The organism is Conexibacter sp. CPCC 205762 (assembly GCF_030646155.1).
Taxonomy (GTDB): Bacteria; Actinomycetota; Thermoleophilia; order Solirubrobacterales; family Solirubrobacteraceae; genus Conexibacter.
On record NZ_JAUTDN010000028.1, the window covers coordinates 15,747 to 30,443 of the forward strand.

Below are 14,697 nucleotides of genomic sequence, written 5' to 3' on the forward strand. Positions count from 1 at the left end.
ATGCCAACAGAGGCGCCGTCGCGCTCTTCTCAGCAGGGTGAGCGCCGCACGATCGTCATCAGGGGTCAGGTCGCGCCGCCACCGCGCCGCCATGACTACGAGTACGTCTCGACCGCGCGCCGCAAGCGGCCGCGCAGCGCCAGCGAGCGGATCGTCGGCAGCCGTCCCGACCGGGCCGCGATGTACGCGGTGCTGATGGGCGTCTTCCTGATCCTCGTCGCGATCCTCACCGCCTCCGGCGCCTGACAAACGCGCCGCGCCCGCGCGCGGCGTCGCAAGGGGAAGCAACCGCCGCGCCTCGCAAGGGGCGCGGTTTGTCGTTCTCACGAGCTTTTGCGCACATCTCATGCAAAAGCTCCCGTGATCTCGGCTTTAGGGTGCGCTCGTATAAGGGAGGCCGAAGCACGAAGCACCCCACGAGCGCCAGGCGTCACGCCGTTGCCAGGTCGTCACGCCGCCTCCTGACCTCCCCGGGTGATCTCCCTATGAAGACAGCGTGCAGTCGGTTCCAGATCCACGACGATCTGACCGCCCCTGAAGGCTCCGTTCCCGTCCTCCGCGGCGCGCTTGCGACCGGCGGGCAGCTGCCCAACTTCGTCGGCGCGCTTGCCGGCTCCCCCGCCGCCCTGCGCGGCTACGCGCGCTTCCGCAGCGAGCTGCGCCACGGCCACCTCGAGACCGCGACGCTCGAACGGATCGCGCTCGCGATCGCCGAGCACCACGGCTCCGCGCCCGGCATCGCGATGCACTCGCGCGCCGCTCGCGCCGCCGGTCTCGGCCTCGACGAGGTCGCGCGCGCCCGTCGCTTCGGCTCCGCCGACGAGAAGGAGGCCGCGCTGCTCGTCTACCTGCGCGCGCTCGTCGTCGACGGCAGACCGCCGCAGCACCTGCACGAGGAGGCGCGCGAGCAGGGCTGGCAGGACGAGGAGATCCTCGAAGCGATCGCGACCGTCGCGCTGGAGTCGCTCGCGGCGATGGTCAACGTCGCCGGCGAGGTGCCGGTCGACGGCTCGATCGAGCAGTCGCGCCGCCTGACGGCCGCCTGAGCGGAGAGGGGCGGACTGACAACCGCCCCTCTCATCCCGCCGAAAACGCCGTAACATCAGGCGATATGGGCGTCGAGCACGCATCTGCGACGGAGCCGGCGGCCGCCGTCGGCTGCGCGCGCGGGCCGGAGCCCTGCTGCCCCCAGTACCACGAGGCGATCGAGTTTCTCGGCAAGCGCTGGACGGGCGCGATCGTGCGGGTGCTGATGAGCCGCTCGCCGCTGCGCTTCAGCGAGATCGCCGGCGCCGTCCCGCAGCTGTCGGACCGGCTGCTGTCGGAGCGGATGAAGGAGCTGGAGGCGCGCGGCGTCGTCGTGCGCACGGTCACGCCGTCGCCGCCGGCCCCGCCGACCCGCGTCGACTACTCGCTGACGCCGATGGGCCGCGAGCTGGAGCCCGCCCTGGCCGCGCTCGAATCGTGGGCGCAGCGGTGGCTGCCCGGCTGCGACGACAGCCGCTCGCGGTAGGCTGCAAGGCCCGTCGCCACGCCCGATCTTGATCTCAGGAGCCCTTCGACATGACTGACGCCGCGCCGCCGCTGACCCCTGACGACGTGCTGCGTCTGGTCGAGGAGCGGGACATCCGCTTCATCCGCCTCTGGTTCACCGACATCCTCGGTCAGCTGAAGGCGTTCAGCATCAACTCCAGCGAGCTTGCCGACGCCTTCGAGGGCGGCATGGGCTTCGACGGCTCCTCGATCACCGGCTTCAACGCCGTCGAGGAGTCGGACATGATCGCCGTGCCGGACGCCTCGACCTTCGCGAGCCTGCCGTGGCGCCCCGACGAGCAAGGCGTCGCGCGCATGTACTGCGACATCAAGACGCCCGAGCAGACGCCCTACGAGGGCGACCCGCGCCACGTCCTGCGGCGCGCGCTGGACCGCGCCAAGAGCATGGGCTTCGACGACTTCATGGTCGGCCCGGAGCTGGAGTTCTTCTACTTCAGAGACCCGAAGAACCCGATCCCGCTCGACGACGGCGGCTACTTCGACCTGACCACGCTCGACGCCGGCTCGGACCTGCGCCGCGAGACCGTGCTCGCGCTGGAGCAGCTCGGCATCCACGTCGAGTACACGCACCACGAGGTCGGCCCCTCGCAGCACGAGATCGACATGCGCTACGCCTCGGCCCTGAAGATGGCCGACGACTGCATGACCTACCGCATCACGGTCAAGGAGTACGCGCGCAAGTACGGCCTCCACGCGACCTTCATGCCGAAGCCCCTGTTCGGCGAGAACGGCTCCGGCATGCACACCCACCTGTCGCTCTTCAAGGACGGCAGAAACGCCTTCTACGACCCCGACGACCAGTACTTCCTGTCGGATGTCGCGAAGGCCTTCATCGCCGGCCAGCTGCGCCACGCGCGCGAGATGAGCGCGATCTTCGCCCAGTGGGTCAACTCCTACAAGCGCCTCGTGCCCGGCTACGAGGCGCCGGTCTACGTCGCCTGGTCGCGCCGCAACCGCTCCGCGCTCGTGCGCGTGCCGATGTACCACCCCGGCAAGGAGCAGACGACGCGGATGGAGCTGCGCTGCCCCGACCCGGCCTGCAACCCGTACCTGACCTTCGCGGTCCTGCTGCAGGCGGGCCTGGAGGGGATCGAGCACGGCTACGAGCTGCCGGAGCCGATGGAGAAGAACCTCTACCACCTCGCGCCCGACGAGCGCCGCCGGCTCGGGATCGAGCAGCTGCCCTCGACGCTCGGCGAGGCGATCGAGGAGACGGCCGACTCGGAGCTGGTGCTGCGCACGCTCGGCGAGCACATGTTCAACCGCTTCGTCGAGATCAAGCGGCAGGAGTGGGACGACTACCGCGTGCAGGTCACGCAGTGGGAGCTGGACCGCTACCTTCCGGTGCTCTAGCCTGGCGCGGATGCGCCGCCCGCTGATCGCACTGCTCGCGCTCGCCGCCCTCGCGGCGGGCGCCGCCCCGTCCGAGGCCGCTCGCCCGAGAGCCGTTCGCAACGGCGTCATCACCGTCGGCTTCGGTGCCGGCGGGATCGAGGTCGGGATGAAGCGGGCCGAGGTCGTCTCGCTGCTCGGCAGGCCGTTCTACGAGAACAGAAACGGCTACATGCAGTACATGCCCGACGACGGCAGAGGGATCTTCGACGTCTACCGCGCGGGCGGCGGCAAGGGCACGCGCGTGCGGATGATCAGCGTCGTCTCCAGCGGCCGGCACTTCACCCTCGACGAGGGCATCCCGATCTTCGAGCCCGGCGGCCTGCGCGCCGTCAAGCGCTCCTACGGGAGCAGACTGCGGCTCGTGCGCACCTCCGACGGCGAGCTGATCTACCGCATCGTCACGCGCGCCTACGGCCATGTCATAGACACCGACTTCACCGTCACGAGACCGAACCTCGGCGCGCGCGTCATGCAGGTCTTCGTCGTGAAGATCTCCTGAACGACGCGCGCGGCGCGGCTGCGGCTCAGTTGTCCTTGAGGTTGTGCGGCGCCTCGAACGCGACGAGCGTGCTCGTGCTGCGGCAGTTGATGTTGACCTTGAACGGGACGATCTTGCAGCCGTAGCTGACGCCTCTGACGCTGAACTTCTTGACCGGCTGGCCGGCCTTGAAGCGCTTCAGCCAGGTTCTGGCGACGCCGGCCGCCTGCGGGCAGCCGAACGCGGAGGTCGAGCCGAGGCCGGTCGTCTCGATGATCAGGCCGCCGACGCCGGTGCGGATGCCGCCGCAGTTGAGGATTCTCTCCGGGGTGCCGAACTCGAGGAACAGCTTCGCGCCCTTCGGGATCGACTCGACCGCGTTGAGCTTGAGCGTGTAGAGCGAGCCGCCGAGCGAGTATCTCGCGCCCTCGATCGCGTAGGCGCCCTCGACCCAGCTCGGGTTGGCGTGCGCGTAGATCAGTCTCAGCTCGGAGGTGCCGGGCAGCTCGACGTTGATCGTCTTGTTGCTGGCGCCGCCGGCGAGGTTGATCGCAGCGGTGCAGCGGGCCTCGCTGCCCTTGCAGACGACGTTCTGGACGTTCTTCGCGGCATGAGCGGCGCCGGGGAGCGCGAGCGCGCCGACGGCGGCGATCGCGAGCGGGACGAAACGGGAGCGGCGGTTCAGCATGGACTGGCCTTTCCTGGCTAAGGGCAGGGGACGCCAGGAACATCGGCTGCGCTCGATCCGACTTGAGAGCTGGGCGCGGACGTGTCAGCGGGGCAGCACGCCGCCGTGGGCGACGTCGAGCATCTCGGGCACGCGCACGAGCTTCACGCGCGGGCGGCTGTGCGGCTCGCCGAGCGCCTGCTCGTGGGCGTCGATCGTTCTCCAGCCATCCCAGCTGACGAGGTGCGGGACGCGCTCGCGCAGCCACTGCGCGACCGCGGCGGCGTCGCTCACCTCCGGCTCCGGCCGGCCGAGCCGGCCGGCGTCGCGGTCGGCGACGATCAGGTCGACCGTCTCGTGCGCGTCCTTCTTGTTCGTGCCGATCACGCCGCTGGGGCCGCGCTTGATCCAGCCGACCGCGTACTCGCCGGTCGCGCGCTCGCCGTCGTCGCCGATCACGCGGCCGCCGTCGTTGCGGATCAGGCCGCGCCGCGCGTCGAACGGCACGCCCGGCACCTCGACGCCGCGGTAGCCGATCGAGCGCAGCACGAGGCCGCAGTCGATCTGCTCCTCGACGCCGGTCGCGACCGCGCGCAGGCCGCCGCGGCCGTCGGGCTCGAGCGCGTTGACGCCGACGCGCAGGCCGGTCACAGCCTCGTCGGAGGAGCCGAGGATCGCCAGCGGCGAGCGCAGGAATCTCAGCACGACCCGGTGGCTCTTGCCGGCGAGCGGGCGGCCGGCGTACTCCCACAGGATCTCGACGTTTCTGCGGTGCGTCTGGTCGGCGGCGTCAGAGGCGAGCCAGGCGGCGCTGTGCTCGTCCAGCTCGACCTCGTCGCGGTCGACGACGACGTCGGCCCGCTTCAGCTCGCCCAGCTCCAGCAGCTCCGGGTTCGTGAAGGCGGCCTGCGCGGGGCCGCGCCGGCCGAGCACGACGACCTCCTGCACCTGCGCCCGCGCGAGCGCCTCGATCGCGTGGTTGGCGGTGTCGGTCGGCGCGATCTCGTCGGGGTCGAGCACGAGCATCCGCGCGACGTCGATCGCGACGTTGCCGTTGCCGATCACGACCGCGCGCGTGGCGCTGAGGTCGAAGTCGCGGTCGGCGTGGCCGGGGTGGCCGTTGTACCAGGCGACGAACTCGGTCGCGGCGTGCGAGCCGGGCAGGTCCTCGCCGGGGATCCCGAGCCTGTTGTCGGTCGCGGTGCCGTAGGCGTAGACGAGCGCGTGGTAGCGCTCCAGCAGCTGCTCGCGCTGCACGTCGACGCCGAGCTGGACGCCGCCGAAGAAGCGGAAGGCGGGATGTCTCGCCGTGCGCTCGTAGGCGCGCGTGACTCTCTTGATCTTCGGATGGTCGGGCGCGACGCCGGCGCGCACGAGCCCGAACGGCGTCGGCAGCGTGTCGAAGACGTCGACCTCGAAGCCGGCCTGCAGCAGGAAGTCGCTCGCGTAGAAGCCGGCCGGGCCGGCTCCGATCACCGCGACGCGCGCTGCTGAGGGCATGCTGCGAGCCTAGCCGACCGGCGCGACGGGCTGCAGGGGTTCCGGCGGGACGATCGAGAACGGTGCGTAGAGGAAGCTGCGGCCGGTGCGGCTGTACGGACGCGGCGCGGCGCCGCGCCGGCAGACCATCGTCTGCGTCCGCACGCGCAGCAGCAGCGCGGGCCGTGCCAGCCGCAGCGTGAGCGTACGCGTCTGCCGCTGCTGCAGCCGTACGAAGGCACGCGCCAACGGGCGCCGGTCGGCGCTCGTGTCGCGCACCGTCACCAGCTCGCCGCAGGCGCGCTGGACCCACGTCTCCCAACGCGCGAACGTCAGCGTCAGCCGCCGCCCGTCGAGCCGCAGCGACTGCGGCCCGTCGGCCACGCCCTCGCAGTCTCCCGGGACGAGCGCGCTCTCCCACGGGGAGCCGATCGTGTCCTCGCCGGCGCCGCAGCTGATCGGGCCGCGCGCGTCGAACAGCAGGTCGTCGCCGCCGCGCCCGTCGATGCGGTCGGCGCCGGCGGGGGCGGCGGAAGCGCTGCCGCTGGTGCGGTTGAAGACGTTCGGGCCGTCGTCGCCGAGCAGCACGTCGTCCCCGGCCGTGCCGACGACCTCCTCGAAACCGCGCAGCCGATCCTCACCGCCCGGCTGGCCGCCACTGCCGGCGGCGAGGTCGACGCGGACGGGATCGGGCCGCGTGTAGACGATCGTGTCGCCCGTGCCGGCGCCGCCGTCGAGCTGGTCGGCGGCGTACGGCTGCTCGTCCTCGATCACGCTGTCGGAGCCCTCGCCGGCGTCGATCCGGTCGCTGCCCGGCCCGCCGTCGATCACGTCGTTGCCGCCGCTGCCGCGGATGACGTCGTCGCCGGCGCCGCCGCTCAGGCGGAAGCCGTATCCGGTCGCGTCGCCGACGTCGATCGTGTCGTTCCCGGCGCCGCCGTCGATCAGCACGGAGCCCGGTGCCCGTTCGCGGACGCGCAGCTCGTCGTCGCCGTCGCCGCCCGCCAGCGTGAGGTCCGCGCCGTCACCCTTGACGAAGCAGATCGCGGCGCCGTCGGCGAGCGCGCTGCAGTCGCCGCGGACGGCGATCGGGCCGCTGGCGTCGCGCAGGATCACCATGCCGGGCAGCACGTTGCGGACCTCCAGCCGGTTGGTCTCGCCGGGGTCGCCGCGCCACTCGATCGCGGTCCGCGCGTACGGGAATCTGCCGCCGTAGTACTCGTGCGTGGTGCCGTCGAGCGTGGAGGCGGTCGCCGCCCCGGGGAGGGCGGCGACGGCGGCGAGCGCTGCGAGCAGAGCGGTGAACTGGCGCATGTCCGCTCAGACGGCGCCGCCGCGCCGTGGTTGCGGTTCAGTCGAGCAGCTCGGCGAGCGCGGTCGGATCGGTGACCGGGCGGCGGCAGGTGAAGCGCTCGCAGACGTAGGCGGCGGCCTCGCCGTCGACCGCGGTGCGCGCCTCCAGCAGCTCGGGGCCGGGCGCGTCCGCGTCGGAGGCGCCGTCGAGCGCGCCCGCCACGACGACGTGCGGGCGGAAGCGCTCGCGCACGACCCGCAGCAGCGGCGCGGCGCCGGCGGCCGGGCCGACGACCGCGACCTCGTGCACCTCGGCCTGCTGGAAGGCGATCGCGCGCAGCAGGTGCGGGAACGCCTGCGGGTGGGACGCCGCCATCGGGTGCAGCAGCGCGATCACGCCCTCGGCGCGGCGCTCGTACTCGGGCTCGCCGGTCAGCCGCGACAGCCGCAGCAGCGCCAGCGCGATCGCCGACTGGCCGGAGGGGATCGGCGTGTCCTCCAGCTCCTTGCGGCGCGCGACGAGCTGCTCGTGGTCGTCGGCAGTCTGGAAGAAGCCGCCCTGCTCGTCGTCGCCGAAGCGGGCGATCGTGACGTCGGCGAGCCGGCGGGCGGCGGCGAACCAGCGCGGCTCCAGCGTCGCCTCGTACAGCGTCAGCAGCGCGTCGGTCAGGTAGGCGTGGTCCTCGAGGTAGCCGGCGAGCGTCGCGCGGCCGTCCTTCCAGGAGCGCTTGAGACGCCCGTCCGCATCCTGCAGCCCGTCGAGCAGGAAGGCGGCTGCCGTGAGCGCGGCGGCGAGCCAGTCGTCGCGTTCGAGCACGGCGCCGGCCTCGGCCAGCGCGGCGATCGCGAGCGCGTTCCAGGAGGTCAGCCGCTTGTCGTCGAGGCCGGGGCGGACGCGGCGGTCGCGCACGGCCAGCAGCCGCCGTCTGATCTCCGGCAGCTCGGGCGGCTCCGGCGCGGTCGCGCCCTCGGCGCGGACGAGGATGTTGACGCCCTCGAAGTTGCCGCGCTCGCTCGCGCCGTACCAGCGCACCGCGACCTCCAGCAGCGCCTCGTCGCCCAGCGCCGCCCGCAGCTCGCCGAGCGACCAGACGTAGAACCTGCCCTCCTCGCCCTCGGAGTCGGCGTCGAGCGCTGAGTAGAAGGCGCCCTCGGGGCCGCGCAGCTCGCGCAGCAGGAAGTCGAGCGTGTCCTCCACGACGGCGCGCAGCGTCGGCTCGCCGGTCAGCTGCCAGGCGTGCAGGTAGGCGCGCGCCAGCAGCGCGTTGTCGTAGAGCATCTTCTCGAAGTGGGGGACGATCCAGCGCGCGTCGACGGCGTAGCGCGAGAAGCCGCCGCCGAGCTGGTCGTGGATCCCGCCGCGCGCCATCGCCCGCAGCGCGTCGAGGGCGATCGTCGTCTCGCCCGCGGTCAGCAGCAGCTCGATCGCGGAGGACTGCGGGAACTTCGGCGCGCTGCCGAAGCCGCCGTGGACCGCGTCGCTGCTCTGCCGCAGGTGGTCGACGGCGTCGTCGACGAGCCCCGGGTCGACCATCGCCCCGCTCGGCGCCAGCCGCCCCGCGCCCTCCAGCCGCTCCACCAGCGGCGCGCTCTGGGCGACGATCTCCTCGCGTCTGGTCTGCCACGCGTCGCCGATCGCCTCCAGCACCTGGCGCCACGCCGGCAGCCCCTGACGCGGCTCGGGCGGGAAGTAGGTGCCGGCGTAGAACGGCACCTGGTCGGGGGTCGCGAAGGCGTTCAGCGGCCAGCCGCCGTGGCCGGTCATCGCCTGCACCGCGTCCATGTAGAGCGCGTCGACGTCGGGCCGCTCCTCGCGGTCGACCTTGACGCAGACGAACAGCTCGTTCATCAGCTCGGCGATCTCGGGATCCTCGAACGACTCGCGCTCCATCACGTGGCACCAGTGGCAGGCCGAGTAGCCGATCGAGATCAGCAGCGGCACGTCCCGCTCGCGCGCCTCGGCCAGCGCCGCAGGACCCCACGGTCGCCAATCGACCGGATTGTCCTTGTGCTGAAGCAGGTACGGAGAGGTCTCATGGGCGAGCGCGTTGGCCATGCCCCGACCCTAGTACGTTGCGGGAACACCACTCTTCGACAGGAGCTTGCCCGCCGTGTCTTCGAACCGTGAGTCCGTCACCGCGATCGGCGCCCCCGCCGCCGTCGGTCCCTACGTCCACGCCGTCAAGGCCGGCGGCCTGCTCTACTGCTCCGGCCAGATCCCGCTCCATCCCGAGACCGGCGAGCTGGTCGGCGAGACGACGGCGCAGCAGGCCGGCCGCTGCCTGGAGAACCTGCAGGCGGTCTGCTCGGCGGCCGGCGCGACGCTCGCCGACGCGGTCAAGATCACCGTCTACCTCATTGACATGGACGACTTCACCGCCGTCAACGAGGTCTACGCCTCCTTCTTCGAGCAGGACCCGCCGGCGCGCGTCGCCGTCGCGGTCTCGAGACTGCCGCGCGGCGCCAGCGTCGAGCTGGACGCGATCGTCGCGCTGCCGAGCTGAGCATGAGCATGCGCGGCGCGGTCGATCTCGAACGGATCCGCCGCGCCGCCGTCGGCTACGCCGAGGTCGTGCGCGAGACGCCGCTGCTGTCCTCGCGCACGCTCGGCGAGCGCGTCGGCGGCACGATCGCGCTGAAGGCCGAGAACCTGCAGCGGACCGGCTCCTTCAAGCTGCGCGGCGCGCTCGCGAAGATCGCCGCGCTCGATCCCGCGCACGCCGCCGCGGGCGTCGTCGCCGGCAGCGCCGGCAACCACGGCCAGGCGGTCGCGTACGCCGCGCGGGCGCGCGGGCTGGCGTGCGAGGTCTTCATGCCGCTGAGCGCGCCCAACCAGAAGCTCGACGCCTGCGCCGAGTTCGGCGCGACCGTGCAGCTGGTCGGCGACTCGGTCGACGCGGCGCTGGCGGCGGCGCGCGAGCGGGCGGCGGCGAGCGGGATGGCGTTCATCCACCCGTTCGACGATCCCGACGTCGTCGCCGGCCAGGGCGGCGTCGGGCTGGAGCTGGCGGCGCAGGCGCCCGACCTCGCGCTCGCGATCGTGCCGGTCGGCGGCGGCGGGCTCGTCTCCGGCACCGCGATCGCGCTGAAGGCGCTGCGGCCGGGCGTGCGCGTCGTCGGCGTGCAGGTCGACCGCTGCGCGCCGGTGCCGGCGTCGCTGGCCGGCGGGGCGCCCGTCGAGACGACGAGAGCGGCGCCGACGATCGCCGACGGCATCGCCGTCAAGCGCCCCGGAGAGCTGACGGTGGCGCTGATGCGCGCGTGGGTCGACGAGGTCGTCGTCGTGCCCGAGGACGCCGTCGCGGAGGCGATGGTGCTGCTGCTGGAGCGGGCGAAGCTGGTGGTCGAGGGCGCGGGCGCGGTCGGCGTCGCGGCGCTGCTGTCGGGGGCGGTCGCGCCGGCGCAGCGGGGGACGACGGCGGTCGTGCTGTCGGGCGGGAACGTCGACGCCGGCCTGCTGGCGTCGGTCGCGCGGCGCCACGAGTCGCAGGCGGGCCGGCGGCTGGTGCTGCTGACGCGCGTGCCGGACCGCCCCGGCGCGCTCGCGACGCTGCTGGAGCTGGTCGGCCGCCAGAACGCGAACCTGGTCGACATCACGCACGTGCGTGAGGGGCTCGACCTGCACGTGCGCGAGACGGCGGTGCAGCTGGTGCTGGAGACGCGCGGCCCTGGACATGCGTCCGAGGTGCTGCGTGCGATCGCCGACGCGGGGTACGCGACAAGCACCTTGGCGTAGCGCAGACAGCGCGTACGCGCCAGGTTTTGCCGATGGCGCGTTTGTGCTCGGCAATTTGGTCGTATAAACCTCCTCAACACGATGTTGAAGGAGCGACCCATGTGGGACTCGCGTGAGTTCTCAGAGACGTATCGCCGTCTCGCCCCTGCCGCCGTCCGCGCGGCCGAACGCGTCCTGCACGATCGTGCCGCCGCCGAGGACGTCGCTCAGGACGTCTTCGCGCGGCTGTGGGAGCGGCCGGACGCCTACGACCCCGCACGCGGGTCGCTCGCCAGCTACGTGACGATGGTCGCGCGCAGCCGCGCGCTCGACCGCTGGCGCTCGCGCCAGGCGGCCGACGCCGCGACCGAGCGGCTCTCCTACGACGCCGACCTGCACAGCGACGGCAACGCCGTCGAGCTGGCCTGGCACCGCCAGCGCGTCGAGGCGTCGATCGCGGCGCTGCGGGAGGCACCCGACGAGCAGCGCCAGGCGGTCCTGCTCGCCTACGGCGCGGGGCTCAGCGCGCGCGAGGTCGCGGCCGCGACGAAGGTGCCGATCGGCACCGCCAAGAGCCGCATCCGGCTCGGCCTGATCCGCACGCGCGAGGCGCTGGCCGCCGGCATGCTCGCCGACAGCCCGCTCGGGAACGCGGCCTGACGCGCCTGCTCCCGGTAGCGTGCGCACGATGGCGAAGCTCTCGATCGGCGAGGTCGCGGCCCGCACCGGCGTGGGGGAGGGAACGCTGCGCATGTGGGAGCAGCGCTACGGCTTCCCGGAGCCCGAGCGGACGGCCGCCGGCGCCCGCCGCTACAGCGATCGCGACGTCGAGATGATCAGGCAGATCTCGCTCGACCGCGACCGCGGGCTCGCGATGCGCGCGGCGATCGCGCGCGCCCGCCAGCCCTCCGGCCGTGACGTCTCCGTCTTCGCCGCGACCCGCAGGGCGGTCCCCGGGCTGGTGCCGCAGCGACTGCGGAAGTGGGCGTTGATCGCGATGTCGAGAGCGATCGAGGACGAGTCGCTCGCAGCCGCCGAGCAGCCGGTCGTGCTCGCGACCTTCCAGAAGGAGCGCTTCTACCGCCACGTCGAGCGGCGCTGGGAGGAGCTGGCGCGGACGGCGCGGCTGGCGGTCGTGCTGGCCGACTTCCCCGCCCCCGACATGCCGCTGTGGAAGCCGATCGAGGTGCCGATCGCGCCCGACGTGCCGCTCGTGCGCGAATGGGCGCTGGTCGTCGACGCGCCCGGCTTCGCCGCCTGCCTGACGGCGTGGGAGGTGCCCGACCAGGCCGAGGTCCCCGACGCCGAGCGGCTGTTCGAGGCGATCTGGACGGTCGAGCCGGAGCCGGTCCGCGAGGCCGCGCGCGTGCTGCTGCGGACGGCTGTCGCGAACGGGCCGGAGCTGCTCGGCAACGCCGAGCGGCTGCTCGACGACGTGCCGCCGGCCGGCGCCGACGCCGTCGCGCAGCTCAACCAGCTGACCAACCGGATGGTCGCCTACCTCGCGCGCGCCGCGGTGCCGGCGCCGCCGCGGGCGTCGGTCTGAGACCCGCGACCGCGCGCCGCCCGCAGCCGCGTCAGCCGTGCGCGCCGGTGGTGCCGGCCTCGCCCGTCGCACCGGCCTCGTGACGGGCGTGGCGGTAGGCGCGCGCCTCATCCACCAGCGTCGCGATCAGCCTGCTGCCGGTGTCGGCCTCCGGATGCCACTGGACGCCGAGCACGAAGCCGTGCGCCGGCGACTCGATCGCCTCCGGCAGCTCGTCGCGCGTCGCCCAGCCGCTGACGACCAGCCCGTCGCCGATCCTGCCGACGCCCTGGTGGTGGTGCGACTTGGTCCCGTGCAGCGTCTCGCCGGCCGCGCGCGCGACGAGCGAGCCCGCGGCGAGGCGGACGTCGTGGTCGGCGCCGTCGAAGCTGCCGATCGCCTTGCGGTGCTCGTGGTGGCCGAACTCCTCCGGCAGGTGCTGGCGCAGCGTCCCGCCGGTCGCGACGTTGAGCAGCTGCATGCCGCGGCAGATGCCGAGGTAGGGAATGTCGCGCTCCAGCGCGCGGCGCGTCAGCGCCAGCTCGAAGGCGTCGCGCTCGGGCACCGTCTCCTGCGTCTCGGGATGGCGATCGGCGCCGTAGATCGCGGGATCGATGTCGGCGCCGCCGGCCAGCATCAGGCCGTCGACGAGGTCGAGCGCCTCGTCGGGCGCCTGCGTCAGCGCCGGGTCGGGGGCGAGCATCAGCGCCAGCCCGCCGGCGGCGCGGATCGCGTCGAGGTAGTTGGTCGGGAGCAGTGCGGCCTGCTGGTCCCAGACGCTCCATCTGGCTCGTTCGAGCGGCGTCAGGACGCCGATCACAGGGCGGTTCGCCATGCCCTGAGCGTAGCCGCGGTTCAAACGTGACGCGGGCGTCACCTTCGTGTACGGTGAGCGTCATGGAGGAGAACGAGGTGCGTCACGACTACGACTGGCTCGTCGTCGGATCGGGCTTCGGCGGCAGCGTCTCCGCGCTGCGGCTGAGCGAGAAGGGCTACCGCGTCGGCGTGCTGGAGTGCGGGAGACGGTTCGCCGACCGCGACTTCCCCAGATCCAACTGGAACCTGCGCCGCTACTTCTGGATGCCGCGGCTGGGCATGAAGGGCTTCTTCCGCATCTCGGTCTTCAAGGACGTGACGGTCCTCAGCGGCGCCGGCGTCGGCGGCGGCAGCCTCGGCTACGCGAACACGCTGTACGTGCCGCCCAAGCGCTTCTTCGACGATCCGCAGTGGAGCGGCCTCGACGACTGGGAGCGCGCGCTCGCGCCCCACTACGACGAGGCGCAGCGGATGCTCGGCGTCACGAGAGTCACGACCGACGACCCCGCCGACGAGCTGCTGCGCGAGCTCGGCGACGAGCTGGGCGTCGGCCACACCTACAGAAAGACGCCGGTCGGCGTCTACTTCGGCGAGGCCGGCAAGACCGTCCGCGACCCCTTCTTCGGTGGCGCCGGGCCCGACCGCACCGGCTGCACCCACTGCGGCCGCTGCATGGTCGGCTGCACCGTCGGGGCGAAGAACACGCTCGTCAAGAACTACCTCTGGTTCGCCGAGCGCAAGGGCGCGCAGGTGCTCGCCGATCGCACCGTCGTCGACATCCGCCCGCTCGGCGCCGCCGACGGCTCCGACGGCTACGCGATCACGCACGAGTCCTCCGGCACGTGGCGCGGCAAGGACCGCAAGACGGTCACCGCGCGCGGCGTCGTCGTCGCGGCCGGCGCGCTCGGCACCAACAGACTGCTGCAGCGCTGCCGCCTCGGCGGCTCGCTGCCGCGCATCTCCAGCCGCCTCGGCGAGCTGGTGCGCACCAACAGCGAGGCGATCCTCGCCGTCACCGTCCCGAAGGACTACCCCGACGACCTGACCAAGCGGGTCGCGATCTCGGGCTCGGTCTACCCGGACCCGAACACGCACATAGAGACGGTCACCTACGGCAAGGCCGGCGGCGCGATGAGCACGATGTTCACGCTGCTGGTCGGCGACGGCACGCGGCTGACGCGGCCGCTCAAGCTGCTCGGCCAGATCGTCCGCCATCCGGGCAGGTTCGCGCAGGTGCTGTGGCCCGCGGGCTGGGCGAAGCGGACGATCATAATCCTCGTGATGCAGACGCTCGACAACGCGATCGCGCTGCGTCCGCACAGACTCCCCGGCGGCGAGATCCGGCTGCAGACCGAGCAGGACGCCGACAGACCGAACCCGACCTTCATCCCGATCGCCAACCGCACGGCCGAGTGGCTGGCGGAGCGGACCGGCGGGATCGCGCAGTCGTCGGTGCTGGAGGCGATCGACATCCCCTCGACGGCGCACATCCTCGGCGGCGCGGTGATCGCCGCCGACCCGGCGCACGGCGTCGTCGACGCCCGCCAGCGCGTCTTCGGCTACGAGAACCTGCTCGTCTGCGATGGCGCGGCGGTGCCGGCGAACGTCGGCGTCAACCCGTCGCTGACGATCACCGCGCTGGCCGAGCACGCGATGAGCCACGTGCCGCCGGCGGGCGCCGCGGCGGCGCCGGAGCCGGTCGTCAGCGCCGCATAGCGCGCCACCGCGGCGGCGGCCGTGGGTACAGCGCTGTTCATTGGTGAAGGAAGTTGGCG

General features: G+C 72.8%; 15 protein-coding genes. 10 read left to right on the top strand and 5 right to left on the bottom strand.

What is annotated here, in order from left to right; translation table 11 throughout:
* From Q7L73_RS19175 to Q7L73_RS19195, 5 genes are all read left to right on the top strand, one after another.
* Entirely contained in the window at nucleotides 1-246 is a 246-nt protein-coding gene (locus Q7L73_RS19175; RefSeq protein WP_304691788.1) for a hypothetical protein, read from the top strand.
* A gap of 239 nt (nucleotides 247-485) precedes the next feature.
* Nucleotides 486-1,046: a carboxymuconolactone decarboxylase family protein gene (locus Q7L73_RS19180; protein WP_304691789.1), complete on the top strand. Its 561-nt coding sequence runs from the start codon at nucleotides 486-488 to the stop codon at nucleotides 1,044-1,046.
* 65 nt (nucleotides 1,047-1,111) lie between these two features.
* Complete coding sequence (locus tag Q7L73_RS19185) at nucleotides 1,112-1,513, top strand: helix-turn-helix domain-containing protein (protein WP_304691790.1); 402 nt, start codon at nucleotides 1,112-1,114, stop codon at nucleotides 1,511-1,513.
* 50 nt (nucleotides 1,514-1,563) lie between these two features.
* Nucleotides 1,564-2,907: a glutamine synthetase family protein gene (locus Q7L73_RS19190; RefSeq protein WP_304691791.1), complete on the top strand. Its 1,344-nt coding sequence runs from the start codon at nucleotides 1,564-1,566 to the stop codon at nucleotides 2,905-2,907.
* Nucleotides 2,908-2,917: 10 nt separating this feature from the next.
* Nucleotides 2,918-3,448 carry a hypothetical protein gene (locus Q7L73_RS19195; protein WP_304691792.1) on the top strand — a complete coding sequence of 177 codons (531 nt, stop codon included), beginning with the start codon at nucleotides 2,918-2,920 and terminating at the stop codon, nucleotides 3,446-3,448.
* Nucleotides 3,449-3,473: 25 nt separating this feature from the next.
* Here the strand turns inward: Q7L73_RS19195 and Q7L73_RS19200 are convergent, their stop codons facing one another.
* From Q7L73_RS19200 to Q7L73_RS19215, 4 genes are all read right to left on the bottom strand, one after another.
* Nucleotides 3,474-4,115, bottom strand: a complete 642-nt coding sequence (locus tag Q7L73_RS19200; RefSeq protein ID WP_304691793.1) for a hypothetical protein — start codon at nucleotides 4,113-4,115, stop codon at nucleotides 3,474-3,476.
* Between the two features lie 84 nt (nucleotides 4,116-4,199).
* On the bottom strand, nucleotides 4,200-5,594 hold the full coding sequence (locus Q7L73_RS19205) for an FAD-dependent oxidoreductase (protein ID WP_304691794.1): 1,395 nt from the start codon (nucleotides 5,592-5,594) through the stop codon (nucleotides 4,200-4,202).
* Nucleotides 5,595-5,603: 9 nt separating this feature from the next.
* Nucleotides 5,604-6,887 (bottom strand): calcium-binding protein, encoded by a 1,284-nt coding sequence (locus tag Q7L73_RS19210; RefSeq protein ID WP_304691795.1) that lies wholly within the window; start codon nucleotides 6,885-6,887, stop codon nucleotides 5,604-5,606.
* Between the two features lie 37 nt (nucleotides 6,888-6,924).
* Nucleotides 6,925-8,922: a thioredoxin domain-containing protein gene (locus Q7L73_RS19215; RefSeq protein WP_304691796.1), complete on the bottom strand. Its 1,998-nt coding sequence runs from the start codon at nucleotides 8,920-8,922 to the stop codon at nucleotides 6,925-6,927.
* A gap of 55 nt (nucleotides 8,923-8,977) precedes the next feature.
* Between Q7L73_RS19215 and Q7L73_RS19220 the strand changes: the two genes are divergently transcribed.
* The 4 genes from Q7L73_RS19220 to Q7L73_RS19235 all read left to right on the top strand — a co-directional run bounded on the left by Q7L73_RS19220 (nucleotide 8,978) and on the right by Q7L73_RS19235 (nucleotide 12,127).
* Complete coding sequence (locus Q7L73_RS19220; RefSeq protein WP_304691797.1) at nucleotides 8,978-9,370, top strand: Rid family detoxifying hydrolase; 393 nt, start codon at nucleotides 8,978-8,980, stop codon at nucleotides 9,368-9,370.
* 2 nt (nucleotides 9,371-9,372) lie between these two features.
* A complete protein-coding gene (ilvA, locus tag Q7L73_RS19225) occupies nucleotides 9,373-10,602 on the top strand; it encodes a threonine ammonia-lyase (RefSeq protein WP_304691798.1) in 1,230 nt (409 codons plus the stop codon).
* A gap of 99 nt (nucleotides 10,603-10,701) precedes the next feature.
* Nucleotides 10,702-11,241 (top strand): sigma-70 family RNA polymerase sigma factor, encoded by a 540-nt coding sequence (locus Q7L73_RS19230; protein WP_304691799.1) that lies wholly within the window; start codon nucleotides 10,702-10,704, stop codon nucleotides 11,239-11,241.
* A gap of 28 nt (nucleotides 11,242-11,269) precedes the next feature.
* A complete protein-coding gene (locus tag Q7L73_RS19235) occupies nucleotides 11,270-12,127 on the top strand; it encodes a DICT sensory domain-containing protein (protein WP_304691800.1) in 858 nt (285 codons plus the stop codon).
* 31 nt (nucleotides 12,128-12,158) lie between these two features.
* Here the strand turns inward: Q7L73_RS19235 and Q7L73_RS19240 are convergent, their stop codons facing one another.
* On the bottom strand, nucleotides 12,159-12,941 hold the full coding sequence (locus Q7L73_RS19240) for a gamma-glutamyl-gamma-aminobutyrate hydrolase family protein (RefSeq protein ID WP_304691801.1): 783 nt from the start codon (nucleotides 12,939-12,941) through the stop codon (nucleotides 12,159-12,161).
* A 62-nt stretch (nucleotides 12,942-13,003) separates the two neighbouring features.
* On the opposite strand from Q7L73_RS19240, the gene Q7L73_RS19245 reads away from it, so the two are divergent.
* A complete protein-coding gene (locus Q7L73_RS19245) occupies nucleotides 13,004-14,638 on the top strand; it encodes a GMC oxidoreductase (RefSeq protein WP_304691802.1) in 1,635 nt (544 codons plus the stop codon).
* Nucleotides 14,639-14,697: the final 59 nt, after the last annotated feature.